Source organism: Amycolatopsis eburnea (assembly GCF_003937945.1).
Classification (GTDB): Bacteria; Actinomycetota; Actinomycetes; order Mycobacteriales; family Pseudonocardiaceae; genus Amycolatopsis; species Amycolatopsis eburnea.
Window position 1 is genome coordinate 1 of record NZ_RSEC01000007.1, and the last position, 24,123, is coordinate 24,123.

Below are 24,123 nucleotides of genomic sequence, written 5' to 3' on the forward strand. Positions count from 1 at the left end.
AGGTCCTTCAGCTGGGCACACAGGCGTTCGACCGTCGCGGCGGTCTCAACAGCGTGGTTTCTCCTCACCTCTGCTATATTAGCAACCGCCGTGTGTCGCTGTTGATCTGCAGCAGCGAGAACTTCGCGGAGAAGTCGCGGTCGCTGAAGACGTAGCGGATCGCGGCCACCGACTGCCACGTGTCCACCGGGTCCAGCTTGTCCTTCTTGACGAACTTGACGCCGTCGGAGCTGGTGTAGCCGAGGTCGACCCACGGCGCCGCCCACGGCTTGGTGAAGTCGGCCGGTGCGGCGGTGTGCGCCGGCGCCACGTAGATGGCCCCGGTCCCCGCCACCCGGATCTCACTGGCGTTCAGTCCTGGCATGAGCAGCCCTCCCACTGCGCCGCCGGCCCGGTTCAGGCCGGTCTGGATACGACTTGCGCGACGAACCGGTACCGCATGACGTACCGGTTCGCGTCGGAATGCCTCCGGTCGAGCACGAAGCACGGCCCCTGGAGCTCGGTCACGTCGGGGAACACGGTGCCGCCGGACGCGGTCAGCAGCGGCAGGACACCGCGCACGGCCAGCGCGACCGCGTGCGCGGCGGTCTTGTCCGGTCCGTAGGAATCCAGCCGCACTTCGGCGTTGTCGAGCCGGTCGTCGTCGAGGTAGACGCCACCGAGCCGGGTGAGCACCACGGCGCGCTGCGTCCCGTCGAAACCCGGCGGCACCGCCGTTCCCACCGGCACGCCGGACAGCTCCGGCCGCGCGCGCACGAAGTCCGCGACGGCCTGCTCGACATCCGGGAACACCAGTGGTTCCTGGGCGATCGGCACGATTTCCCCCCACCTCCCCACTCCCCTTGGGGTGTGACCAAGGTAACGCAGAGCCGATCGCCCGCAAGCGGCCGAACGGGGGAAGACACTGGCCGGATCCGGCCATCCCGCGGGCCGCCCCACGTGCGCCCCCAATGTGGCGTTCGGTGCATCCAACGCACCCAATGTGGCGTTCGGTGCGTCTGACGCACCCAACGCCACATTGGGGTTTTCTCAGCAGCGGCTGCGCATGCGCCGGCCCATCGGGCAGCGGAACGGCCCCCTCCCCACGCGGGAAGGGGGCCGTCGTCTCGCTGGGCTACGCGCCGATGCCGATGGCGAACACGTGCAGCGCGCCACCGCTGACGTTGTCCGGCAGCGTCACGCTAGCCACGGTCTTGCCCGCGTCGAGGGTGATCGGGTTGGTGCCGAACACCATCGTGCGGATCTGCTGCGGGTCGCCGCCCGAAGCGTTGCGGTACGGCGTCGAGAGCACGATCCGGTTGCCGAACGCCGGCTGGGCACCGCCGCCGCCGAGGGTCCAGTCGGAGAACCCGATGGTGGCGGTGGACTTGCTGCCGTCGGTGTAGGTGATGGTCAGCGTCCCGGAGGCGTTGCCGTTGGACGCCGAGCCGAGCAGCGCGAGCCGTCCGGAGCCGGTGACGTTCACGGTCTGGCCGCCGGCGACGACGTTGTCCGGGTCTCCGACCGGGAACGACGGCCAGGTGAACTTGATGCCGTCACTGGTGACCGTGCTGCCCGGGGTGGCACCGGCCGCCGCGAGGGCGTCGGCCGAGTAGCTCCAGCCGCCGCCGTCGAAGTTGGCCGCTCCCGAGTTCGAGTCCGGGGAGATGCCCGCGTTGTTCACCGTGGCGAGCCAGCTGTTCGGCTGGGCCACCAACACCGTCAGTACCGCTTGCGAGGAAGCGACTCCCGGCGCGGAGAACGTCACCGGGATGCGGCGCGCGCCGTCGGCCAGGCCCGCCGGGACGCTGACCGTCAGCTCCGCCTGGGCCTTGCCCGCGGCAGGCACCGCGATGCTGCCGGTCGCCGGGGTCAGCGTGATCCCGTCGACGCTGCCCGCGCTGTAGGTCCAGGTCCGGGCGACTCCGGAGAGGTCCTGGACACCCACGGAAGCCTTGGACGTCGACCCCGCGGGCGTCACCGCGCGAGCCGGGTCCACAAAGGACAGGCTCGGCTTCTCCTGCTCGCGGAACGACGGCGGCGCGTCGGCCGCCGCGCTGCCCCACGAGGTCGCCGTGGCGGAGCGGGTGTAGTCGAGCGTGCCGCCGCTGGAGATCAGCGCCTCCGGCAGCCACGCCTTCGCCGCCGCGCCGCCGTTGACCTTGAGGCTGCCCACGTAGTCGCCGGTGCCCGGCGCGTTGATGGTGATCTTCTTGCCCGCGCCGGTGGTGAGCACGGCGTGCTCGAAGCGCGGGGTGACGAGCAGCGTCTCGGCGCGGCCCGGGATCTCCGGGTAGAGGCCGAGCGCCGACCACACGTACCAGGCCGACATCTGGCCGAGGTCGTCGTTGCCGATCAGGCCTTCGGGACGCGGGTTGTACAGCTCGTCCATCGAGCGGTGCACGATTCCCTGGGTCTTGGCCGGAGCGCCCGCGTACGAGTACACGTACGGCGCGTTGGAGTTCGGCTCGTTGCCCATGAAGGCGTACGGCTCCTGCGTGCCCGCGTTGAGCTGGGTGAAGAAGGTGTCCAACCGGGACTGCGTCGCGGTGTTGCCGCCGAACGCCGTCACGACGCCGCCGAGGTCGTAGGGCACCATCCACTCGTACTGCGCGCCGTTGCCCTCGACCCAGCCCTGCGAGCTGGCGGGGTCGTAGGTGCCGGCGAACGAGCCGTCCGCGTTGCGCGGCTGCAGGTGACCGGTTCCCGGGTTGTAGAGGTTCTGCCAGTTCTGCGCGCGCTTCATGAACGTCGTGTACGTCGCGCTGTCGCCGAGCCGCTTCGCGAACTGGGCGATGGAGAAGTCGGCGCTGGTGTACTCGAGCGTGTCCGCGCCGGCGCCCGGCACGTAGCCGAGCTTCTGGTAGTCCTCGAGGCCCGGCCGCTCGGTGTAGCCCTGCGTCGGCTGGGTGGCGCCCTTGATCATGAGCAGCAACGCCTTCTGGGCGTCGAAGTCCCGTGCCCCGAACGCGTACGCGCTGGAGACGATGATGTGGTACGGGTCGCCGTTCATGACGCCGGTGTAGTCGTTGGCCACCGTCCAGCGGTCCCACGAGCCGCCCTGCTCGGCGTAGGCCATCATCGACCGGACGATGTCGGACGTCTCGTGCGGCGCGATCGTCGCCAGCAGCGGGATCTCCGAGCGGTAGATGTCCCAGCCGGAGAAGTTCGTGTACATCGCGTGGCCCTGGTCGGCCGTGTGGATCCGGCCGTCGAAGCCGATGTACTGCCCGTTGACGTCGGAGAAGACGTTCGGCTGGATCAGCGAGTGGTACAGCGAGGTGTAGAACGTCGTCAGGTCCGCGTCGGAGCCGCCGGTGACGGCGATCTTGCCGAGCTGCGCGTTCCACGCCTTGCGCGCGCCCGCCGCGACCGTGTCGAACGACTTGCCGGTGTTCTCCGCCTTGAGGTTGGCCTTCGCGCCGTCGACGGACACAAAGGACAGTCCGACCTGGACGTTCACCTGCGCGCCGTTGAGGTTGGCGAAGGTGACGTACCCGCCGCTGCCCGGACCGGACACGGTGGTGTCCTGCTGCTTCGCGGTGGTGGTGCGGGCGATCGACGCGTTCACGCCGTTGGGCTGCGCGACCTTCGCCCTGGCGCCACCGGTTTCCGCGGCCTTGTTCGGCGTCACGGCGCCGTTCTTCCACGTGCCGATGGACGCGAACGGCGTGTCGAACTTGGCCGAGAAGTAGACGCGGTAGCTGTTCTGGGCCCCGCAGAAGCGGCCGCTCGTGGCCCAGCCGCTGATGGTGTCCTTGCCGATGCTGATGGACGCGTCGTCGGTGCCGTTGACCGAGCCGGAGGTGTTGACCAGCAGCGTCGAGGACGCGCCCGCCGGGTAGGTCAGCCGCGCGGAGCCGGTGCGCTGGGTCGCGCTCAGCTCGACCTTCGCGCCGCTGTCGAGGGTGACGTCGTAGGCGCCGGCGGTCGCGTGTTCGTTGGTGTGCGAGAACTTCGACGTGTAGTGGGACGGGTCGGTGGCCGGGGAAGTCGTCACCTCACCGACATAGGGGATGAACGGGATGTCCTCATAGGTCGAACAGCCCGCGCCGGAAAGGTGCGTGAGGCTGAACCCGGTGAGGGCGTTGTCGTCGTAGAAGTACCCGCCCGGCTGGGATTTCACGGTGTCCGGGCTCCACTGGACCATGCCGAACGGCGCGACCGCGCCCGGGAACGTGTTGCCGGCACCGCCCCCGGTGCCGTGGTCGGCGCCGCCGGGGCGGGTGCCGACGAAGGGGTTGACCCACTTCGCGAAATCGGTCGTCGTGGCCGCCGCGGCGGGGACAGCGGGAGCCACCGCTGCCGTCACCGCCAATGTCAGGAAAGCTAAACCGGCTCTGAAGCGCGCTCGCGCCATGGCCATCGCCTCTCCACCTCGTCAGCGCGACCGAACTGACAACCTTGTCGCGCAGTCGTCGAACCGGGCCACCTTGGGCAGCGGCTCACCAGGTCGTCAAGAGGTCTCGTCAAGACCTGTCCACTTCGGGACAGCGTGATCCAGCCGAATCGGCACAATCCACGCGACAGGCGTTGACAAGCCACCGGGTCGTGGCGTTCAATCCCGGTCACTATGACAACGTTGTCTCCACCCGGCCGGGACCGGGACGGCGCCACGCGCACCGCGAGCAGGCGAGCCACGATGAGCGACGTGGCCCGGCTGGCGGGCGTCAGCATCAAGACCGTCTCGCGCGTGGTCAACGACGAACCGGCGGTGCACCCGGACACCGCCGAGCGGGTCATGGCGGCCATCGAGCAGCTGGGCTTCCGGCGCAACCTGGGCGCGCGCAACCTGCGCCGCGGGTCGACGACCGGCACCATCGGGCTGATCGTCGAGGACGTCGGCAACCCCTTCTACTCCGAGCTGAACCGCGCGGTCGAGCGCATCGCGACGTCGTTCGGGCGCCAGGTGCTCACCGGCTCGTCCGAGGAGAACTCCGACCGCGAGCGCGAGCTCGTGCTCGAGTTCTGCGCGCGGCGGGTGGACGGCATCCTCGTCGTCCCGGCCGGCCTGCAGCACGGCTACCTGGTGCCGGAGATGCGCGCGGGCACGCCGGTGGTGTTCATCGACCGCCCGGCCGGCGACATCGTGGCCGACACCGTGCTGGTCGACAACCTCGGCGGCACCATCGAAGCCGTCACCCACCTGGCGAAGCACGGTCACCGGCGGATCGCGTTCCTCGGCGACAGCCCGGACATCTTCACCGCGGCCGAGCGCCTGCGCGGGTTCCGCGAAGGCTGCGTCCGCAACGGCATCTCCTACGACGAGTCGCTCGTCTCCATGCGCACGCCGACGCCGGAGTACATCGGCGACGTCGTGAAGCGGCTGCTGCACGGGCCGGACGCGGCCACCGCGGTGATCGCGGGCAACAACCGGGTCGCCGTGCACCTGCTGCGCGCGCTGGCCCACGCCGAGCACCGGCCGGCGATGGTCGGCTTCGACGACTTCGAGCTGGCGGACCTGCTCGACCCGCCGGTCACCGTGATCGCGCACGACGTGAGCGCGCTCGGCCACGCCGCGGCCGAGCTGCTCTTCGCCCGCGTCCAAGGAGACCAGTCCCCGCCCAGAAAGGTAGTCCTGCCCGTGCATCTCGTCGCCCGTGGTTCCGGTGAGGTCGCCCCGTGACCCTCGAACCGATCCGCCTCCCGGCCAACCAGCCACCGCAGTTCTACCGCGGCGGCGACGCCATCGCGGCGCTGCGCGGCGCGTCGCCGGACAAGAAGTTCGGCCCGGAGGACTGGGTCGCGTCGGTGAGCACCATGTTCGGCCAGGACACCAACGGCCTCACCCGCCTCCCGGACGGCGCGTGGCTGCGCGACGCCGTTCTCGCGAACCCGAACGGCTGGCTCGGCGCCAAGCACGTCGAGGCGCTCGGGACGTCGACCGGCCTGCTGGTCAAGCTGCTCGACGCGGGCCAGCGGCTGCCCGTGCACTTCCACCCGGACGACGCCTTCGCGAAGCAGCACTTCGATTCGCACTTCGGCAAGACCGAGGCGTGGATCGTGGTCGGCACCTACGGCGACGACCCGCGCGTCTACCCCGGGTTCAAGGAGACGCTGTCGAAGGCGACCGTGTCCGAGTGGACGCGCGAGCAGGACGTGCCGTCGATGCTGGGCGCGTTGAACAGCATCCCGGTGACCGCGGGCGACACCGTGTACATCCCGGCGGGCCTGCCGCACGCGATCGGCGAGGGCGTGTTCGTCGTCGAACTGCAGCAGCCGACGGACTTCTCGCTGACCATCGAGTGGCGCGACTTCCTCGCTTCGCCGGAAAAGGGCCACCTCGGCCTGGGCTTCGACACCGCCATCGAGGCGCTGGACACCTCGGGCTGGGACGCCGAGCGCCTGGACACCATCATCAAGCGCACCGCCGGCGACGCGTCGGCCACGGTCGACCTGCTGGCCGCCGGTTCGGAGCGGTTCTTCCGAGCCGAGCAGCTGCGCACCGACAAGACGACAACGTTGTCATCGGACCCGTCGTTCGCGGTCCTGGTCGTCCTCGACGGCGAAGGGACGCTGCGCACCGAGCACGGCGGCGAGTACCCGCTGGCGAAGGGCGACACCTACGTCGTCCCGTTCGACGCCGGCCAGACCGAGCTGTCCGGCGCGGTGACGGCGATCCGCTGCCGCCCGCCGGCGCCGGAAGAGAGGAACGGATGAGCGAAATCCTCCTGGAAGCGGTCGACCTCACCAAGCACTACGGCTCCGTCGAAGCCCTGCGCGGCGCGTCCTTCCAGGCCCGCGCGGGGGAAGTGACCGCGCTGATCGGCGACAACGGCGCCGGCAAGTCCACTTTGGTCAAGTGCCTCTCCGGCGCGGAACAGCCGACGGCGGGCAAGATCCTCCTCGACGGCGCCGAGGCGCACTTCGACTCGCCGACCACCGCGCGGCGCCTCGGCATCGAGACCGTCTACCAGGACCTGGCCGTCGCACCCGAGCTGGACCCGGCGGCCAACCTCTTCCTCGGCCGCGAAATCCACCGCAAGGGCATCCTCGGCAAGCTCGGGATGCTCGACAAGGCCGAGATGCGGCGGCAGGCCGTCGAGGAGTTCCAGCGCCTCGGCGTGACGCTGCAGAGCACCGACGTCCCCATCGGCTCGCTGTCGGGCGGGCAGCGCCAGAGCGTCGCGGTCGCGCGGTCGGTCGTGTGGGCGTCGAAGGTCGTGTTCATGGACGAGCCCACCGCCGCGCTGGGCGTCGTGCAGCGCGAGCGCGTGCTCGACGTCATCAAGAAGGTGCGCGACAAGGGCATCGCCGTCGTGCTGATCAGCCACAACATGCCCGAGGTGCTGTCGGTGGCCGACCGCGTCGAGGTGCTGCGGCTGGGCAAGCGCGTGGCCCGGTTCCGCGGACCGGACACGAAGCTCGAAGACCTCGTCGCCGCGATGACCGGCGCGCTCGTGCAGGAGGAGGCCGCGTGAGCGCGCCCGCGAAGGACATCCAGCAAGCACCCGAAGCGGGGTTCGGCAAGCGGCCCCTGGGCAAGCGGCTGGCCGGCGCCAACACGTTCTGGATCGCGCTGGTGCTGCTGGCGCTGATCATCGTCTTCAGCGCGATCGCCCCCGGCGAGTTCCCGACGCTGTTCACGTTCCAGACGCTGCTCATCGAGACCGCGGTGCTGCTGGTGCTGTCGGTCGGGATGACGTTCGTGATCATCACCTCCGGCATCGACCTGTCCGTCGGCTCGGTGCTCATCTTCGCCGGCATGGTCGCCGGCAAGGTGATGGAAGCGATGTCGGGCGGCAACGCGTCGAACGCCGGCTGGGGCGTGATCACCGCCGGGCTGCTCGCCGCGGTCGTCGCCGGCACGCTGTGGGGCCTGCTCAACGGGTTCCTCATCGCCGTGGCGGGGATCCCGCCGCTGATCGTCACCCTGGGCACGATGGGCGCGGCGCTCGGCGCGGCCTACCTGCTCAACAACGGCTCGGACGTGCGCAGCATCCCGGTCGCGCTGAACCAGACCCTCGGCTACGGCACGTCGTTCGGCGTGGTGCCGAACCTGGTCATCGTCGCCGTCGTGATCACCCTGATCGGCGCCTGGCTGCTGCACACCACGAAGTTCGGCCGCTACACCTACGCGGTCGGCTCCAACGCCGAGGGCGCGCGCCGGGCGGGCATCGGCGTCACCGCGCACCTGCTGAAGGTGTACACGCTGACGGGTTTCCTGGCCGGGATCGCCGGGTTCCTCTCGCTGGCGTACTACGCGTCGACCACGATCTCGGCGCACACCACCGACAACCTCAACGCGATCGCCGCGGTCGTGATGGGCGGGACGAGCCTGTTCGGCGGCGTCGGCTCGGTGCTGGGCACGGTCATCGGCGTGTTCATCCCGGCGGTGCTGAAGAAGGGCTTCAACATCACCCACGTCCAGGACTTCTGGCAGATGATCGCGGTCGGTGCCGTGCTCATCGCGGCCGTCTGGTTCGACCAGCGGCGGCGCCGCCGTCGCAACTCCCGCTGAGTACAAAGAGGTGCTTATGAAGCTGACCAAGACCCTCACCGCCATGGGTGCCGTGGTCTCCGCCGCGGCCCTCCTCACCGCGTGCGGCTCCGGCACGGTCGGGCAGACCGGGTCCGGCGACTCGGCCCAGCCGTCCGGCTCGAAGAAGCTCGCGCTCATCCCGGGCGTGCAGGCCGAGCCGTTCTACATCTCGCTGCAGTGCGGCGCGCAGGCCGAGGCGAAGAAGCTCGGCTACGAGCTGACCACGCAGGCGCCGCAGAAGTTCGACGCGGCCATGCAGACCCAGCTCGTCAACGCGCTCGGCTCGAACCCGCCGGCCGGGCTGCTCATCGCCCCGACCGACGACACGGCCATGCTCGCGCCGATCCAGCAGGTCAAGAACCGCGGCGCGAAGATCGTCGAGGTCGACACGTCGCTGAAGGACACCAGCGTCGCGGTGTCGTCGGTGTCCTCCGACAACGCCGAGGGCGGCAAGCTCGCGGCCCAGACGATGGCGAAGCTGGCCGCCGGCAAGAGCGGTTCGGTGCTGGTTCTCGACACGATCGCCGGCACGTCGACGACCGCGGCGCGCGCGAAGGGCTTCGAGGACGAGCTGAAGAGCACCCCGAACCTCAAGTCCGTCGGCGTCCAGTTCACCCAGAACGAGCCCGACCAGGCGGCGTCCAAGGTGACGGCGGCCCTGTCCTCGACGCCGGACCTCATCGGGATCTTCGCGACCAACCTCAACACCGGCGAAGGCGCGGCGACCGGTCTGCGCAACGCGGGCAAGGTCGGCGCGGTGAACCTGATCGGCTTCGACGCCAGCCCGTCCGAGGTCGAAGGCCTGAAGAACGGCCAGTACCAGGCCCTGATCGCCCAGGACCCGGCGTCGATCGGCACCCAGGGCGTGCAGCAGGCCGTGGCGGCGATCGAGGGCAAGCCGGTGACGCGGAACCTCACCGCGCAGCTGCACTCGATCACCAAGGCGGACATGGACGCCAACGCCCAGTACTTCTACAAGCAGTCCTGCTGACCCGTCCGTCAGAGCCCTGCGAGTGGTGCGCGCACCGCCTCGCAGGGCTCTGACCAGCTGGTTCACCGCTGGTGATCAGTCACTGCCGGTCACCGCCGCGAGGCAACCGCTCACCGCACGACCCGTTCCCCCGGACGGGTGTCCCCCGTCACACTCATCTGCACATGCATCTACACATGCATGATCGCAGGGAGGGTGCGATGAACTACGAACGATCGGCCGTGCACCGGACGATCTTCGCCGTGGACGTCGAGGGCTACGGCGACCGGAGCAGGACCACACCACACCGCCTGGCGCTGCGCGACGGCCTGTACCGCGCGCTCGGCCGGGCGTTCGACGACGCGGGCGTCCCCTGGACGGCCTGCCGGAGCGAGGACTGCGGCGACGGCGTCTTCGTCCTCGCCCCGCCGCAGATCCCGAAAGGGCTCTTCGTCGAGTTCTTGCCCAACGCGCTCGCCGTGGCGCTGCACCGGCACAACCTGACCCACCACGCCGGCGCCCGGATCCGGCTCCGGATGGCGCTGCACGCCGGTGAAGTCGCCTACGACGACCACGGCGTCACGGCGCCGGCGATCAACCACGCGTTCCGGCTCCTGGACGCGGCCCCGCTGAAGGAGGCGCTCAAGGCGTCGCCCGGCGTGCTGGGGCTGATCACGTCGGCGTGGTTCTTCGAGGAGGTCGTGCGGCACAGCGAAGGCCTCGACCCGGCGACGTTCCGGCCGGTTCCGGTGGTGGTGAAGGAGACCCGCACGACGGGCTGGATCTCGCTGCCCGACCGGCCCTACCCGGCCGACGCGAGCCTGCTGGCGCGGCTGCCGGAACCCGCCAAGGTCACCGGGCTCGACGACTACCGGACGTGGCGCCGGTTCCGCCGCCACGCCCAGGTGCTGGCCGATCGCCAGGAGCCCGGGTAGCCGTAGGATCTGGGGCCCTGGACACCGTCGCCGAGGGGAGGCCCGATGACCGTGCACCTGCGCCCGGCGTCCCGCGCCGACCCGCTGCCGGTGCTGGCCGCCGCCCGCCGGATCACCGGCGACCTGCGCGACGGCCTCTCCGGCACCCGCGCGCGCCGCGCCGCGCACGGCCTGCGCCGGCTCTTCGGCTTCCCCGGCCTCGGCCTCACCGACCTGTCCGGTTCGCTGCTCTGGTCGGGCCGGCCCGGGCCGGACGCCGTCGTCGCGACGGTGCTCGAGGGCGTCCTGCACACCGAGGAACCCGGTTCGGCGCCGGACGTCCTGGTGCTCCCGCTGCACGTCCGCGACGAGCTCGCCGGCGCGCTGCTGGTGGTCGGCGACGTGCGGGAGGCGGTCGCGGCCCAGGCGGCGGACCTGGTCGTCCAGGCGCTGGAACGCGGGCGGCTGGAGGCGTCGGCGGAACAGGCGGCGCAGGCCGAGCTGCGCGCGCTGCGGGCGGAGATGTCCCCGCACTTCGTCTACAACGCGCTGACGGTCATCGCGTCGCTGGTGCGCTCGGACCCCGACCGCGCCCGCGACCTCATGCTCGACTTCGCCGACTACACCCGTTACAGCCTGGCGCGCCACGGCGAGTACACGGTGGTGGCCGAGGAGTTCCGCGCGATCGAGACGTACCTGGCGCTGCAGCGGGCGGTGCTCGGCGAACGGCTGCGCGTCCAGGTGCGGGTGGCGCCGGAGGTGCTCGCCGTCGCGGTGCCGTACCTGGTGCTGGAACCGCTGGTGGAGAACGCGATCCGGCACGGCATCGAGCCGCGGTCGGGCACCGGGCTGGTCCAGGTGCACGGCCAGGCGGAAGGGAACGACTGCGTGATCTTCGTCGAGGACGACGGCGTCGGCATGGACCCGAAGCGCGCGGCGGACATCCTGGCCGGCCGCACCGGCGACGACGACCCGGCCGGCCTCGGCCTGGCCAATGTGGACCGCCGGCTGCGGGACGTCTACGGCGCTTGGTACGGCTTGACGGTGGAGACCGAGGTCGGCGCCGGCACCCGCGTGATCGTGCGGGTGCCGCGGTTCCAGCCGGGGGTGCTGCCGTGACGTCGCTTCGCGTACTCGCCGTCGACGACCTGCCGCCCGCGCTGGACGAGCTGTGCACGCTGTTGCGCGAAGCCCCCGAAGTCGGCGAAGTCGTCGGGGCGGGCGACGCGCTGAAGGCGTTGAAGCTGCTTCAGGCGGACAGGTTCGACGCGGTGTTCCTCGACATCTCGATGCCGGGCCTCGACGGCCTCGAACTGGCATCGCTGCTGGCCCGGCTGAACGAGCCCCCGGTGATCGTGTTCGTCACGGCCCACGACGGCCACGCGGTGACGGCCTACGGCATCGGCGCGGTGGACTACCTCTTGAAGCCGGTCCGGGCGGAGCGCCTTTCGGCGGCGCTGGCGAAGGTCCTGCGGATGGCGACGCCGGCTTCGCGCTCGACACCGGACGCGATGGCCGCGCTCCCGGTGGAGTCCGGCGGCCGAACCCGCTACGTCCGCCGCGACGACGTCCTGTTCGTGGAGGCCCACGGCGACTACGTCCGGCTGCACACACGCGGCGGCGTGCACCTGGTGCGGATGCCGATTTCGCGGCTCGAGGAGTATTGGGAGGGGACGGGGTTCAGCCGGGTGCACCGCGGGTTCCTGCTCGCGGTGGGAGCGGTGCTGGAGCTGCGCAGCGACAGCGCGGGCGGCCTGCTGGCCCACACGGAGGCCGGTGACGTACCGGTGAGCCGGCGACACGCACGAGACCTGCGCGACCGGTTGCTGGAGGCGGCCCAGCGAGGACAACTGGGGCCGGGCCCGCGATGAGCCGCCCAACCGCCCGGTTCCGCACCCAGCGCCAGCCGTGGCCCGCAGCCACCCGACACCGCCCGGGCCCGCGATGAGCAAGATCCGCCGGGTCGCCGTCACCAGCCCGCAAACCCGCCTCGCCCACGCCCGCCGCCGTTCCCGGCACCGCTGGCGCCAGCCCCGCCTCCCCGTGTCCGACACCCAGCGCGCCACCGCCCTCTACACCGCGCAACGCCGCCGCGGCGTCCCCGCGCTGGTCCTGATGTTCGCGCTGCTGCTCGGCCTCCCCGGCGTCTTCGCGCTCTTCCCGGGCCTCGACACCGTGCGGCTGCTGGGAATCCCCCTCTCCTGGCTGATGCTGGCCGTCCTCCCCTACCCGGCGATGGCACTGCTCGCCCGCTGGCAGCTCCGCCGCGCCGAACGCCTCGAGGACGACCGATGACCCCAGCGCCCCAATGTGGCCTTCGGTGCGTCAGACGCACCCAAGGCGGCCTTCGGTGCGCAAGACGCAACCAAGGCCACATTGGGGCGCTCGAGACCGGCGGGCCGCGCTAGTGGGCATCGCGCTCGCCGTCGCCCCCGTCGTGCTCGTGACGCTCCTCATCGGCGTGCGCGGGGTCGCCGCGATGCGCACGACGTCCGACTTCCTGGTCGCGTCGCGCCGGATCTCGCCGCTGGTCAACTCGGCCGCCGTCTCCGGCGAGTACCTGAGCGCGGCGAGTTTCCTCGGCGTCGCGGGCCTCGTCGTCAAGGACGGCATCGGCGCCCTCTGGTACCCGGTCGGCTTCACCGCCGGCTACATCGCGATGCTCGTCCTCGTCGCCGCCCCGATGCGCCGCTCGGGCGCGCTGACCGTCCCCGACTTCGCCGAAGCCCGCCTCAACTCCCCCGCGCTGCGCCGCCTCACCGCCGTCGTGGTCCTCGTAATCGGCACCATCTACGTCGTCCCGCAGTTCCGCACCGCCGGGCTGGTGCTCACCGCCGTCGGCGGCACGCCGTACTGGGTCGGGGTCGTCCTGGCCGGCGCCGCGGTCAGCGTCACGCTCGCGCTCGGCGGGATGCGGGCGGCGACGTACGTCCAGGCGTTCCAGTTCGTCCTCAAGCTGCTGCTGTTCCTCGTCCCGGCGATCTGGCTCGTCCTCCAGGCGGGCGCGGTCAACCGGACCGACGCGCTCAACCCCGTCGAGTTCACCCACTTCGCCCGCGAAACACCGGTGCGCTTCGAAGTCGACGTCACCATGGAGATCCGCGAGCCGACCACCGTGCGGCGCAACGGCGTCCCCGAAACCCTGCCGCCGGGCGAGTTCACCGCGCACAGCCAGGACGAGGTCGTGTTCGGCGCGGGCGCGGCGGTCCCGGCCGTCCGCGGCGGGGCCCCGCTCGGCGGCGCCGGCTGGCAGCGGCCGCTGCTCGACCTCGGCGACGAGGGCCACCCGCTGCTCGGCACCTGGGCCGTGCTCATCGCGACCATGCTCGGCACGATGGGCCTGCCGCACGTGCTCATGCGCTTCCACACCAGCCCGGACGGCCGCGCCGCGCGCCGCACCGCCGCGATCACCGTGGCCCTGCTGGGCGTCTTCTACCTCTTCCCCGGCGTCTACGGCGTCCTCGGCCGGGTGCTCGTGCCCGGCCTGTACCTCTCCGGCGCCACGGACACCGTCGTGGTCGCGCTGCCGTACCAGGTGGACCGCGGCTGGGCCGGCGGCCTCTTCACGGCGTTGCTCACCGCGGGCGCGTTCGCCGCGTTCCTGGCGACGTCGCTCGGCCTGCTGCTGGTGATGTCCGGCGCCATCGCGCACGACCTCGTGCCCGGCGGGCTGCGGCGGCTGCGGATCGCCGTGTTCGGCGTCGCCGCGATCATGGTGCTGCTCGCGCTGCGCTCGGCCGAGCTCGACGCCGGGGTGCTCGTCACGTGGGGCTTCACCGTCGCGGCGTCGACGTTCTGCCCGCTGCTCGTGCTCGGCATCTGGTGGCCGCGGCTGACCGCGGCGGGCGGCATCGCCGGGGTGCTGACCGGGCTCGTCGCGTCTTCGGGGTCGATCTTGTTCGCCCTCGCCGGCCCGGAACTGCACGGCTGGGTGGCGATCTTGGTGCAGCAACCGGCACCCTGGTCGGTACCGCTGGCGTTCGGCGTAATGGCGTTGGTCTCCTTGCGGGGCAGGCCCCCCACCTGGTCGACGGCGGCGATGCTCCGGTTGCACCTGGACGAGCCCCGTTCGTCGGGACCGCGCGACCGTTCGTCAACCGTTCGTCGTCTGGCCCGGCTGTTGAGCCGCTGAATCTTCACGAGGGACTCACACGTCCCTACGGTGTCGCACGTCACTTTCCGCAGCGTCGCGAGGAGCAGCGATGAGCACGACGGACACCGGCGGCGGGCCCCCGGAAACGTCTGAGACCGTGTGGGAACACGCCCACGACAGCACGGAGTTCCGCGAGCTGCGCAGCCGCCTGCGCCGGTTCGTCTTCCCCATGACGGCGCTGTTCCTCGTCTGGTACCTGCTGTACGTGCTGCTCGCGGACTACGCGCACGGCTTCATGAGCACCAAGCTGGTCGGCAACATCAACGTCGGCCTGGTCTTCGGCCTGCTGCAGTTCGTCTCGACGTTCGTCATCACCGGGCTGTACGTGCGCTACGCCAACCGGAAGCTCGACCCGGTCGCCGAGAAGATCCGCGAGGACATCGAGAAGGAGCAGGCATGACCGCGACACTTGCCGCGAGCGTCGAGGGCAGCAACCCGCTCCTCAACATCGGCATCTTCGCCCTCTTCGTGATCATCACGCTGGTGATCGTGTTCCGCGCCAGCCGCAACTCGAAGACGGCGTCGGACTACTACGCCGCCGGCCGCGCGTTCACCGGCCCGCAGAACGGCATCGCGATCTCGGGTGACTACCTGTCGGCGGCGTCGTTCCTCGGCATTGCGGGCGCCATCGCGATCAACGGCTACGACGGCTTCCTCTACTCCATCGGCTTCCTGGTGGCGTGGCTCGTCGCGCTGCTGCTGGTCGCGGAACTGCTGCGCAACACCGGCAAGTTCACGATGGGCGACGTGCTCGCGTTCCGCATGAAGCAGCGCCCGGTGCGGGCCGCCGCCGCGACGTCGACGCTGGCCGTGTCGTTCTTCTACCTGCTGGCGCAGATGGCGGGCGCCGGCGGTCTCGTCGCGCTGCTGCTGGGCGTCGAAGGTTCCGGGGCGCAGGCGCTGGTCATCGCCGTCGTCGGCGTGATCATGATCGCCTACGTGCTGATCGGCGGTATGAAAGGCACCACCTGGGTGCAGATCATCAAGGCCGCGCTGCTCATCGTCGGCGCGCTCGCGATGACGCTGTGGGTGCTGGGCAAGTACGGCTTCAACTTCTCCAGCCTGCTGCAGGCCGCCGTCGACAAGGCGGGCAAGGCCGGCCAGACGCTGCTCGGCCCGGGCAAGCAGTACGGCACCAACGGAACGTCCAAACTGGACTTCCTGTCCCTCGGCATCGCCCTGGTCCTGGGCACCGCCGGCCTGCCGCACGTCCTGATGCGCTTCTACACCGTGCCGACCGCCCGCGACGCGCGTCGCTCGGTGGTCTGGGCGATCGCGCTGATCGGCGTGTTCTACCTGTTCACGCTGGTGCTCGGCTACGGCGCCGGCGCGCTGGTCGGGCCGGACACGATCAAGAAGGCGCCCGGCGGCGTGAACTCGGCGGCCCCGCTGCTCGCGTTGGAGCTGGGCGGGCCGGTGCTGCTGGGCCTGATCTCGGCGGTCGCGTTCGCCACGATCCTCGCGGTGGTGGCGGGCCTGACGATCACGGCGTCGGCGTCCTTCGCGCACGACGTCTACGCGAACGTCGTCAAGCGGGGCAAGACGTCGCCGGACTCGGAGGTCAAGGTCGCCCGGATCACCGCGCTGGTGATCGGCGCCCTCGCGATCGGCGGCGGCATCCTGGCCAACGGGCAGAACGTCGCCTTCCTGGTGGCGCTGGCCTTCGCGGTGGCGGCGTCGGCGAACCTGCCGACGATCCTGTACTCGCTGTTCTGGAAGCGGTTCAACACCCAGGGCGCGCTCTGGTCGATCTACGGCGGCCTGGCCGTCACGATCGTGCTGATCATCTTCTCGCCGGCGGTGTCCGGGAAGAGCACGTCGATGTTCAAGAACGCCGACTTCGCCTGGTTCCCGCTGAGCAACCCGGGCATCGTCTCGATCCCGGTCGCGTTCTTCCTGGGCTGGCTGGGCACGGTCCTGTCCAAGGAGCACGACGAGAAGAAGTACGCCGAGATGGAGGTCCGGTCGCTGACCGGCGCGGGTGCCGAGAAGGCCGTCGCGCACTGACCCCCGAGACACCGAAGGCCGTCGTGAGTCACCCTCGCGGCGGCCTTCGGCCATTCCGGGGTCAGTACGGCAGCTTGCCTTCGGCGACGCCGGCGAGCGTCGCTTCGAGCTGCTTGCGGGCGTACTGCCACAGCCCGCCGCCGAGCGAAATCCTCGCCACCCCCAGTTCGGCGAGGCCTTCGAGACCGGGACCGCCCGGCCACGCGGGCGCGTTGACGGCGCCGCCGACGCCCTGCACGAACTCCGCGATCAGCTCGGGCGTACGCAGGTGGATCGGGTAGACGCAGTCGGCACCGGCCTCGAGGTAGGCCTTCGCCCGCGCGATGCCGTCGGCGAGCGCTTCCTTCGGGTCGACGCCGCGGAAGGAGTCGACGCGGGCGTTGATCACCAGGCCGTCGCCCGCCGCTTCCCGGAGGGCTGCGATCCGCGCGGCCTGTTCGGCGACCGGCCGCACCGCGCCGGTGGCGTGGTCGGTGTCCTCGAAGTTGCAGCCCACCGCGCCGGCGTCGGACAGCCGTCCGGCCAGTTCGGCACCGGAGAGGCCGTAGCCCGACTCGGCGTCGACGGTCACCGGCACGCCGACCGCCTTGGCGATCCGCGCGGCGGCGGCGAACATCTCGTCCGCCGGGGCCCCCTCCCCGTCGGCGAACCCGAGCGCCGCCGCGACGGCGACCGAGCTGGTCGCGACGGCCGGGAACCCGGCGGCTTCGACGAGCTTGGCGGTGTCGGCGTCCCAGGCGTTCGGCAGCACGAGCGGCTTGCCGGGAACGTGCAGCGCCTTGAGCGCCGCGGCGGTCACGAGTCCCGCTTCGGCAGCGGCGTGTGGCTGGTGATGGTCATCCGGTTCCAGCTGTTGATCGCGATGATCTCCCACGCCACCGCGCGGTACTGGTCTTCGGTGAACACCCGCACCGCCTGCTCGTAGACGTCGTCGGGCACGGTCTGGGTCGCGGACAGCTTCGTCATCGCCTCGGTGAGGGCGAGCGCGGCCTGCTCCTGCTCGGTGAACAGGTCGGTCTCGCGCCAGCCGTCGAGGACGAACAGCCGCCGCGGCGACTCACCCAGCTCCAGGGCGTCGCGGGAGTGCATGTCGAGGCAGAACGCGCAGCCGTTGATCTGCGACGCGCGGGTCTTCACCAGTTCGAGCAGCTTCGGGTCGAGCCCGGCGTTGGCCCCGGCCTTGTTGACCTCGGCCTGGAGGTTCGCCATCGCCTGGTAGAGCTCGGGGGCGCCCCCGAGTCCGATTCGCTTGGTCATGGTGTTCACGCTAGCCCGAACTGGTCCACGGGTATGGTCCAGTGACATGGCAGATCCGTGGTCCAGTTCCGGGCTTGACGTCCACCTCGACTGGCAGCCGTCGACCGGCCGGAGCGGCCTCGCGGCGGCGATCCGCGCGGCCATCCGCGAGGGCCGCTGGCAACCGGACGCGGCGGTGCCCTCGACCCGCGCACTGGCCCACGACCTGGGGATCGCCCGCGGCACGGTCACCCGCGTGTACGCCGACCTCGCCGCCGAGGGCTACCTGCGCACGGCCCAGGGCGCGCCGACCCGCGTCGCGACGGCGGGCTCGCTCCCCCAGTCCGCCCCGCGCCAGGCACCCCGCGACCCCGCGCCCCGCTGGGACCTGCGGCCGGGCCGCCCGGACCTGACGGCGTTCCCCCGCCAGGCCTGGATCACCGCAACCCGCCGCGCCCTGCTCCGCACCCCGGCGGCGGCGTTCGGCTACGAGTCGGAGCTGGGCGCGCCCGAGCTGCGGGACACCCTCGCGACCTACCTCGCCCGCGCCCGCGGCGTGGTCGCCGACCCGGCGCGGATCGTCGTGTGCCACGGGTATTCCCACGCCATCGCGGTGCTGTCCCGGGCGTTGTCCGGGATGGGCATCGGCGAAGTGGCGTTCGAGAACCCGTCGCTCGGCATGTACCGCGCGATCGCGGCGGCGCAGGGCCCGCGCGTGGTCGGCGTCCCGGTCGACGAGCACGGCCTCGAAGTGTCCGCATTGGACAGTCCGGCGGTCGTCGTGACGGCGGCGCACCAGTACCCCACCGGCGTCACCCTGGCCCCGCACCGCCGAGCCGCCCTGACCCGCTCGGGCGCGTGGGTGCTGGAGGACGACTACGACGGCGAGTTCCGCTTCGACCACCAGCAGGTCGGCGCGCTGCAGGCCCTGGCCCCGGAGCGCGTGGTGTACGCGGGTACGGCGAGCAAGACCCTCGCCCCGGCCCTGCGCCTGGCCTGGCTGGTGCTGCCGAGGTCTTTGGTGGAACCGGTCCGCGCGGCCATGGCCGACAGCGGTTCCCGCCCGGCCCTGCTGAACCAGCTGGCCCTGGCGGAGCTGATCGACTCGGGCGCGTACGACCAGCACGTCCGCCGCAGCCGCGCGGAGTACCGTTCCCGCCGCACCCGGCTGCTGGCCGCGCTGCCGGACTCGGTCCGCCCGCAAGGTATTGCGGCGGGCCTGCACCTCCTGCTGATGCTGCCGGCGGACGGCCCGACGGAAACCCAGGCCCTGGCAGCCTGCCGCCGCCGCGCGATCGGCATCGAAGGCCTGGGCGGCTACTGGATGGACGCGAACCGCCCCGGCGGCTTGATCGTCGGCTACGCGGCTCCGGCGAAGCACGCTTTCGCCGGAGCGACGCAGACGTTGATCGAAGCGCTGCACGAGATCACGAGCTGAACGCGTGGTTCCGTTGCCGCCCAAGCGGCTCGACCGCCGTCGCTCAAGTAGCCCGACCCTCATCGCGCGAGCAGCTCGCCCCCTCGCCGCCCAAGCAAGCCGACCCCCGCCGCGCCAGCAGCCCGGCCCTCGCCGCCCAAGCAAGCCGACCCCCGCCGCGCCAGCAGCCCGGCCCTCGCCGCCCAAGCAAGCCGACCCCCGCTGGCCCCAGCCGCCTGGCCCTCGCCGCTCGATCGGCCTGCCTGCCACCGCTCCCGCCGATCCCCGCGCCACTCGCGTCGTGTCGCCCGCCGTCCAAGCAGCCTCAGCCGCGCTGCCGGGCGGCATCTACCCCTACGCCACTCCCCTCCCTCGCCTGGCCAACATCAGAACCAGCAATCCGGCCGGACCCGCAGCAACTCCGTCCGCAGCACCGGCGTCCCGTCGACCGGCGCGGGATCCTCGGCCGTCGGCTGGATCCCACCGGCGGCCACCCGGTCCAGGGTCTTCAGCCCTTCGGCCCCGACCGTCCCGAAGACGGTGTAGTTCGGCCGCAGCGCGGAATCGCCGTACACGACGAAGAACTGCGACCCGTTGGTGTCCGGCCCCGCGTTCGCCATCGCCAGCAACCCGCGCGCGTACACCCGCCGGGCCCCGGTCGGGTCGGTCGGCGCCGGCGGCAGGTCCACCGGCAGCTCGTCCTTGTACTTGTAGCCCGGCCCGCCTTCCCCGGTCGCCGTCGGGTCGCCGCACTGCAGCACCTTCAGCGTCGGGTAGGCGGTGAGCCGGTGGCAGACCGTGTGGTCGTAGAACCGGTGCCGCGCCAGGTGCAGGAAGCTCTGCACCGTGCACGGCGCCTTCGCGCGGTCGAGCTTCAGCGGCAGCGCGCCCTGGCTCGTCGGAATCGCGACATCCACCTTGCCGTGGCTCGGCGTCCACCGCGGATCCGGCGGCAACGGCACCGGCCGCGCGGCCGGTTCGTCCGGCGTCTCGGTGTACTGGCACGGCCCGTGCGTCGTCTTCGGCGGCGGCGCGTCGGCCGCGGTGGCGACGCCGTTGCCCGCCGCGAACAACGCACCCACCGCCAGCGCGGTGACGAGTGTCTTCTTCATCCTGCACGCCCTCCCAGTGATCGCCCGCTTCCGGAGCGTTCCGCAGTCTAGGGCCCGGCACCGACAGGAATAACCGGCGAAAGTCGCCCGTGTCAGCCCATCGGGTGAACCCGGCGGCGGGCACCCCGGAAATTGTCGGACCCCCGGCGCACGATGGTGATCACGCGGCGAACCGGTCGCGCCGGAGGAGGGGAAGTCATGGAGTTCCGTCGAAGAACCGTTGCGGTGGCACGGTTTCTGCTCGCCTGCTGCACACGGGCGGCTTGGACCGCGCGGCAAGTCCGCGCCCCGCGCGCCTCGACCCCGCAGACCGGCGCCCAGCAGTTCTCCCGCACCGAGCCGCCACGCCCGCAAACCGGCGAACGGCCTTCCCCGCACACCAGCACGTCAGTTCCGCGGGCCCGGGCCCAGCACATCAACGACGAGCCGTCCCCACACGTGCGCGCTCAGCGCTTCCCGCGCGCCGGCGCCTCAACCCCGCAGATCCGCGATCAGTTCCTCGGCGGCCGCGAACGGGTCCAGCTCCCGCGCCACCACCCGCTCGGCAACCTCGCCCAGCCTGCCGCCACCCCGCAGATCGGCCAGCTCCGCCCGCAGCCGCCGCACCGCGATGGCCTCGACCTCGTCCCGCGCGCGGGCCGCGCGGCGCCGGCTCAGCTCGTCGTGCGCGACGAGCCACTCGTGGTGCGAAGCCAGCGCCCGCACAACTTCGTCGACGCCCTCGCCCTTCGCCGCCACCGTCCGCACGATCGGCTGCCGCCAGCTCGCACCCCGGATCTCCCGCCGGGCCAGCGAAATCATCTGCTTCAGGTCGTGCACCGTGGCGTCGGCGCCCTCCCGGTCCGCCTTGTTCACGACGAAGACGTCGGCGATCTCGAGCACCCCGGCCTTCGCGGCCTGGATGCCGTCGCCCATCCCCGGCGCGAGCAGCACCACGGTGGTGTCGGCCAGCTTCACGACGTCCACTTCGGACTGCCCGACCCCGACGGTCTCGATCAGCACCACGTCGAAGCCCGCGGCGTCGAGCACGCGCACCGCCTGCGGGGTCGCCCACGAGAGCCCGCCGAGGTGCCCGCGCGTGGCCATCGAGCGGATGAACACGCCCGGGTCGGTGGCGTGCTCGGTCATCCGGATGCGGTCGCCGAGGAGGGCGCCGCCCGAAAACGGCGAAGACGGGTCGATCGCGAGCACCCCGACCCGCTTGCCCTCCGCGCGCAACGCGGTGAGCAGCGCCGAAGTCGAAGTCGACTTGCCGACGCCGGGCGGGCCGGTGAGCCCGACGACCCGGGCCCGCCCGGTGTGCGGGGTCAGTGCCCGCGCGATCTCGGCGACCCGGGGGTGGGCGTCCTCGACGAGCGACAGCAGCCGCGCGACGGCACGGGGCTGCCCGTCCCGTGCGCGGCCGACCAGGTCGTCGAGGTCGAGGGAACCGGCCACTTACGCGGACGGCACCCGCAGCAGCAGGGCGTCGCCCTGGCCGCCGCCACCGCACAGCGCGGCCGCGCCGAGGCCGCCGCCGCGGCGGCGCAGCTCGTGGATCAGGTGCACGGCGAGCCGGGCCCCGGAGGCGCCGATCGGGTGGCCGAGCGCGATCGCGCCGCCGTTGACGTTGACCTTCTCCGGGTCGAGGCCGAGCTTCTCGGTCGAGACGAGCCCGACGGCGGCGAAGGCCTCGTTGATCTCGACGAGGTCGAGCGCGTCGGCGGTCAGCTTCTCCTTCGCCAGCGCGGCGAGGATGGCGTTCGACGGCTGCTCGTGCAGGCTCGCGTCCGGGCCGGCGACGACGCCGTGCGCGCCGATCTCGGCGAGCGGCGTGAGGCCGAGCTCCTCGGCCTTCGCCTTGCTGGCCACGACGACCGCGGCGGCGCCGTCGGAGATCTGCGAGGCCGAGCCCGCGGTGATGGTGCCGTCGGAGGCGAAGGCCGGGCGCAGCTTGGCGAGGCCCTCGGCGGTGGTGTCGGCGCGGACGCCCTCGTCGGTGTCGAAGACGACCGGGTCGCCCTTGCGCTGCGGGATGGCGACCGGCGCGATCTCGTCGGCGAAGTAGCCGTTCTTGATCGCCTCGGCGGCGCGCTGGTGGGAGCGGGCGGAGAACGCGTCCTGCTGCTCGCGGGTGACACCGTAGCGGGAGTTGTACTTCTCGGTCGAGGCCCCCATGGCGACCTGGTCGAAGGCGCAGAACAGGCCGTCGTAGGCCATGTGGTCGACGAGCGTGGTGTCGCCGTACTTGAAGCCGGAGCGGGACTTGGGCAGCAGGTGCGGCGCCTGGGTCATCGACTCCTGGCCGCCGGCGACGACGAGGTCGAACTCGCCGGCGCGGATCAGCTGGTCGGCGAGCGCGATGGCGTCGAGGCCCGACAGGCAGACCTTGTTGATCGTCAGCGCGGGCACGCTCATCGGGATGCCCGCGGCGACCGCGGCCTGGCGGGCGGGGATCTGGCCGGCGCCGGCGGTCAGCACCTGGCCCATGATCGTGTACTGGACCGCGTCCGGGGAGACCCCGGCGCGTTCGAGGGCCGCTTTGATCGCGAACCCGCCCAGCTGGGCTCCCGTGAAGTCCTTGAGGGAGCCGAGCAGGCGCCCGATCGGCGTACGGGCGGCACCCAGGATCACGGAACCGGACACGGCGTCCTCCAAGCGTCGGCGCATGGGCAGTTTCGCCGACCATACCCGGGAGACGGCCTTCTTGATGGAGCCAGTGTGAGGCGGGGCACGCGACTATTCCGCCTCGGCGCCGGGCGAGGGCCGCCTATCCTGCCTCCATGAATGACGCCCTGCGGCCGTTCGTGACGGCCATCGACCACGTCGGCATCGCGGTCCCGGACCTGGACGCGGCCATCGAGTTCCACCGCGCGCACTTCGGCCTGGAGGTCGCGCACGAGGAGGTGAACGAGGAGCAGGGAGTGCGGGAGGCGATGCTGCGCGCGCCCGGGACGGCGGGTACGGAGACGCAGATCCAGCTGCTGGCCCCGCTGCGCGAAGACTCGGCGATCGGCAAGTTCCTGGCCAAGAGCGGCCCGGGCCTGCAGCAGCTGGCGTACCGGGTGTCCGATGTGGACGCGGCGGCGGCGGCCCTGCGCGAGCAGGGGCTGCGCCTGCTGTACGAGGCGGCCAAGCGGGGCACGTCCGACAGCCGGGTGAACTTCGTCCACCCGAAGGACGCGGGCGGCGTCCTGGTGGAACTGGTGGAGCCGGCGAAGGACGGCGCCGCGCACTGAGCGGCGGAGCCGCACGCCCGTGACAACGCGCGGGCGAGCGGCGCCATGCCCCTCGGTCAAGCCGGCGCCGCCTTGGACGAGAGGGCGTCGGCGATGAAGGTCAGCTCGCCGTCGAACTCGGCGGGCAGGTCGTCGTCCGAGTGGCGGGCCGTCGCGTGGCGGTGGCTGACCGCGCGGGCCAGCAGGCCGGACGCGCGTTCGACGTCGGCCGACGGGAGGCCGCCGCCGGTGGCCGCCAGAATCACCGCGCGGACCTGGCGGACCAGGACCTGGAAGCGCTCGTGGAGGGCGTCGCGGACGACGTGGTGGGTGTCGGCCTCGCGCCACAGCAGGTGCGAGAGCCCCAACGACCGGCTGAAGCGGTGGTCGAGTTCGCGGACGAGCCGCCGCAGGCTGCCCGCCAGGTCGCCGGGGACGACGACCACGGCCGGCTCGATGCGCTCGTCGGGCAGGCGCTCGACGAGCGCGGTGAGCAGGTCCGACTTGTGCCGGAAGTAGTAGTGCACCAGCCCCTTCGGCACCCCGGCCTGCTCGGCGATGCGAGAGGTCGGGGTGGCGTCGAAGCCGGACTCGGCGAAGAGCGCCTCGGCGGCGCAGAGGATGCGCTCCTTCGCCGAATCCTCGGTCATTCGTGC

Annotated in this window: 23 protein-coding genes; 14 read left to right on the plus strand and 9 right to left on the minus strand. The window is 71.7% G+C overall.

From position 1 onward, the window contains the following. Positions 1 to 73: 73 nt before the first annotated feature. From EIY87_RS00560 to EIY87_RS00570, 3 genes are all read right to left on the minus strand, one after another. On the minus strand, positions 74 to 364 hold the full coding sequence (locus EIY87_RS00560; RefSeq protein ID WP_125305645.1) for a phage tail tube protein: 291 nt from the start codon (positions 362 to 364) through the stop codon (positions 74 to 76). Positions 365 to 396: 32 nt separating this feature from the next. Continuing rightward, on the minus strand, positions 397 to 816 hold the full coding sequence (locus EIY87_RS00565; RefSeq protein ID WP_225439624.1) for a hypothetical protein: 420 nt from the start codon (positions 814 to 816) through the stop codon (positions 397 to 399). A 298-nt stretch (positions 817 to 1,114) separates the two neighbouring features. Further along, positions 1,115 to 4,339 (minus strand): GH92 family glycosyl hydrolase, encoded by a 3,225-nt coding sequence (locus EIY87_RS00570; RefSeq protein WP_125305724.1) that lies wholly within the window; start codon positions 4,337 to 4,339, stop codon positions 1,115 to 1,117. A 282-nt stretch (positions 4,340 to 4,621) separates the two neighbouring features. On the opposite strand from EIY87_RS00570, the gene EIY87_RS00575 reads away from it, so the two are divergent. The 12 genes from EIY87_RS00575 (at position 4,622) to EIY87_RS00630 (ending at position 16,505) form a co-directional block, all read left to right on the plus strand. Next, on the plus strand, positions 4,622 to 5,605 hold the full coding sequence (locus EIY87_RS00575; protein WP_125305646.1) for a LacI family DNA-binding transcriptional regulator: 984 nt from the start codon (positions 4,622 to 4,624) through the stop codon (positions 5,603 to 5,605). Further along, the gene (locus EIY87_RS00580) at positions 5,602 to 6,639 is read left to right on the plus strand and encodes a class I mannose-6-phosphate isomerase (protein WP_125305647.1); all 1,038 of its coding nucleotides are present in this window, start codon (positions 5,602 to 5,604) and stop codon (positions 6,637 to 6,639) included. Before EIY87_RS00575 ends, EIY87_RS00580 begins: the two co-directional genes overlap by 4 nt. Further along, entirely contained in the window at positions 6,636 to 7,400 is a 765-nt protein-coding gene (locus EIY87_RS00585) for an ATP-binding cassette domain-containing protein (protein WP_125305648.1), read from the plus strand. The genes EIY87_RS00580 and EIY87_RS00585 overlap by 4 nt, the downstream gene beginning before the upstream one ends. Beyond that, positions 7,397 to 8,440: an ABC transporter permease gene (locus EIY87_RS00590; RefSeq protein WP_125305649.1), complete on the plus strand. Its 1,044-nt coding sequence runs from the start codon at positions 7,397 to 7,399 to the stop codon at positions 8,438 to 8,440. Before EIY87_RS00585 ends, EIY87_RS00590 begins: the two co-directional genes overlap by 4 nt. Positions 8,441 to 8,456: 16 nt before the next feature. Beyond that, a complete protein-coding gene (locus EIY87_RS00595) occupies positions 8,457 to 9,452 on the plus strand; it encodes an ABC transporter substrate-binding protein (RefSeq protein ID WP_125305650.1) in 996 nt (331 codons plus the stop codon). A 200-nt stretch (positions 9,453 to 9,652) separates the two neighbouring features. Beyond that, the gene (locus EIY87_RS00600; RefSeq protein WP_125305651.1) at positions 9,653 to 10,366 is read left to right on the plus strand and encodes a hypothetical protein; all 714 of its coding nucleotides are present in this window, start codon (positions 9,653 to 9,655) and stop codon (positions 10,364 to 10,366) included. Between the two features lie 45 nt (positions 10,367 to 10,411). Further along, the gene (locus tag EIY87_RS00605) at positions 10,412 to 11,464 is read left to right on the plus strand and encodes a sensor histidine kinase (RefSeq protein ID WP_191983891.1); all 1,053 of its coding nucleotides are present in this window, start codon (positions 10,412 to 10,414) and stop codon (positions 11,462 to 11,464) included. Further along, positions 11,461 to 12,216, plus strand: coding sequence for a LytR/AlgR family response regulator transcription factor (locus EIY87_RS00610; protein WP_125305652.1), 756 nt, complete (start codon positions 11,461 to 11,463; stop codon positions 12,214 to 12,216). Before EIY87_RS00605 ends, EIY87_RS00610 begins: the two co-directional genes overlap by 4 nt. A gap of 73 nt (positions 12,217 to 12,289) precedes the next feature. After that, positions 12,290 to 12,640, plus strand: coding sequence for a hypothetical protein (locus EIY87_RS00615; protein ID WP_125305653.1), 351 nt, complete (start codon positions 12,290 to 12,292; stop codon positions 12,638 to 12,640). Positions 12,641 to 12,752: 112 nt separating this feature from the next. Then, positions 12,753 to 14,477 (plus strand): sodium/solute symporter, encoded by a 1,725-nt coding sequence (locus EIY87_RS00620; protein ID WP_125305654.1) that lies wholly within the window; start codon positions 12,753 to 12,755, stop codon positions 14,475 to 14,477. A gap of 70 nt (positions 14,478 to 14,547) precedes the next feature. Beyond that, complete coding sequence (locus tag EIY87_RS00625) at positions 14,548 to 14,898, plus strand: DUF485 domain-containing protein (protein ID WP_125305655.1); 351 nt, start codon at positions 14,548 to 14,550, stop codon at positions 14,896 to 14,898. Beyond that, positions 14,895 to 16,505, plus strand: a complete 1,611-nt coding sequence (locus EIY87_RS00630; RefSeq protein WP_125305656.1) for a solute symporter family protein — start codon at positions 14,895 to 14,897, stop codon at positions 16,503 to 16,505. Before EIY87_RS00625 ends, EIY87_RS00630 begins: the two co-directional genes overlap by 4 nt. Positions 16,506 to 16,566: 61 nt before the next feature. Here the strand turns inward: EIY87_RS00630 and EIY87_RS00635 are convergent, their stop codons facing one another. Further along, entirely contained in the window at positions 16,567 to 17,304 is a 738-nt protein-coding gene (locus EIY87_RS00635) for an isocitrate lyase/PEP mutase family protein (protein ID WP_125305657.1), read from the minus strand. Next, positions 17,301 to 17,762 carry a carboxymuconolactone decarboxylase family protein gene (locus EIY87_RS00640; protein ID WP_191983892.1) on the minus strand — a complete coding sequence of 154 codons (462 nt, stop codon included), beginning with the start codon at positions 17,760 to 17,762 and terminating at the stop codon, positions 17,301 to 17,303. Before EIY87_RS00640 ends, EIY87_RS00635 begins: the two co-directional genes overlap by 4 nt. Before the next feature lie 46 nt (positions 17,763 to 17,808). Here EIY87_RS00640 and pdxR point away from each other — a divergent pair, with 46 nt between their 5' ends. Beyond that, on the plus strand, positions 17,809 to 19,179 hold the full coding sequence (gene pdxR, locus EIY87_RS00645) for a MocR-like pyridoxine biosynthesis transcription factor PdxR (RefSeq protein WP_125305659.1): 1,371 nt from the start codon (positions 17,809 to 17,811) through the stop codon (positions 19,177 to 19,179). Positions 19,180 to 19,544: 365 nt separating this feature from the next. Here pdxR and EIY87_RS00650 read toward each other — a convergent pair whose 3' ends face one another. The 3 genes from EIY87_RS00650 to EIY87_RS00660 form a co-directional block, all read right to left on the minus strand. Further along, positions 19,545 to 20,270 carry a peptidylprolyl isomerase gene (locus EIY87_RS00650; protein ID WP_125305660.1) on the minus strand — a complete coding sequence of 242 codons (726 nt, stop codon included), beginning with the start codon at positions 20,268 to 20,270 and terminating at the stop codon, positions 19,545 to 19,547. A gap of 471 nt (positions 20,271 to 20,741) precedes the next feature. Beyond that, positions 20,742 to 21,707, minus strand: coding sequence for a methylmalonyl Co-A mutase-associated GTPase MeaB (gene meaB, locus EIY87_RS00655; protein ID WP_125305661.1), 966 nt, complete (start codon positions 21,705 to 21,707; stop codon positions 20,742 to 20,744). Continuing rightward, positions 21,708 to 22,895, minus strand: a complete 1,188-nt coding sequence (locus EIY87_RS00660) for an acetyl-CoA C-acetyltransferase (protein ID WP_125305726.1) — start codon at positions 22,893 to 22,895, stop codon at positions 21,708 to 21,710. Positions 22,896 to 23,032: 137 nt separating this feature from the next. On the opposite strand from EIY87_RS00660, the gene mce reads away from it, so the two are divergent. Next, entirely contained in the window at positions 23,033 to 23,488 is a 456-nt protein-coding gene (gene mce / locus EIY87_RS00665) for a methylmalonyl-CoA epimerase (protein WP_125305662.1), read from the plus strand. Positions 23,489 to 23,544: 56 nt separating this feature from the next. Here mce and EIY87_RS00670 read toward each other — a convergent pair whose 3' ends face one another. Then, a complete protein-coding gene (locus EIY87_RS00670; protein WP_125305663.1) occupies positions 23,545 to 24,117 on the minus strand; it encodes a TetR/AcrR family transcriptional regulator in 573 nt (190 codons plus the stop codon). Positions 24,118 to 24,123 lie beyond the last annotated feature (6 nt).

Bases quoted from the DNA above. Each gene is read 5' to 3' on its own strand.
- EIY87_RS00570 (WP_125305724.1), bottom strand. From the start codon at position 4,339: ATGGCGCGAGCGCGCTTCAGAGCCGGTTTAGCTTTCCTGACATTGGCG.
- EIY87_RS00615 (WP_125305653.1), top strand. From the start codon at position 12,290: ATGAGCAAGATCCGCCGGGTCGCCGTCACCAGCCCGCAAACCCGCCTC.
- EIY87_RS00575 (WP_125305646.1), top strand. From the start codon at position 4,622: ATGAGCGACGTGGCCCGGCTGGCGGGCGTCAGCATCAAGACCGTCTCG.
- EIY87_RS00595 (WP_125305650.1), top strand. From the start codon at position 8,457: ATGAAGCTGACCAAGACCCTCACCGCCATGGGTGCCGTGGTCTCCGCC.
- EIY87_RS00625 (WP_125305655.1), top strand. From the start codon at position 14,548: ATGAGCACGACGGACACCGGCGGCGGGCCCCCGGAAACGTCTGAGACC.
- EIY87_RS00560 (WP_125305645.1), bottom strand. From the start codon at position 364: ATGCCAGGACTGAACGCCAGTGAGATCCGGGTGGCGGGGACCGGGGCC.
- EIY87_RS00585 (WP_125305648.1), top strand. From the start codon at position 6,636: ATGAGCGAAATCCTCCTGGAAGCGGTCGACCTCACCAAGCACTACGGC.
- pdxR (WP_125305659.1), top strand. From the start codon at position 17,809: ATGGCAGATCCGTGGTCCAGTTCCGGGCTTGACGTCCACCTCGACTGG.
- EIY87_RS00600 (WP_125305651.1), top strand. From the start codon at position 9,653: ATGAACTACGAACGATCGGCCGTGCACCGGACGATCTTCGCCGTGGAC.
- EIY87_RS00670 (WP_125305663.1), bottom strand. From the start codon at position 24,117: ATGACCGAGGATTCGGCGAAGGAGCGCATCCTCTGCGCCGCCGAGGCG.
- EIY87_RS00650 (WP_125305660.1), bottom strand. From the start codon at position 20,270: ATGAAGAAGACACTCGTCACCGCGCTGGCGGTGGGTGCGTTGTTCGCG.
- EIY87_RS00605 (WP_191983891.1), top strand. From the start codon at position 10,412: ATGACCGTGCACCTGCGCCCGGCGTCCCGCGCCGACCCGCTGCCGGTG.
- mce (WP_125305662.1), top strand. From the start codon at position 23,033: ATGAATGACGCCCTGCGGCCGTTCGTGACGGCCATCGACCACGTCGGC.
- EIY87_RS00640 (WP_191983892.1), bottom strand. From the start codon at position 17,762: ATGACCAAGCGAATCGGACTCGGGGGCGCCCCCGAGCTCTACCAGGCG.
- EIY87_RS00630 (WP_125305656.1), top strand. From the start codon at position 14,895: ATGACCGCGACACTTGCCGCGAGCGTCGAGGGCAGCAACCCGCTCCTC.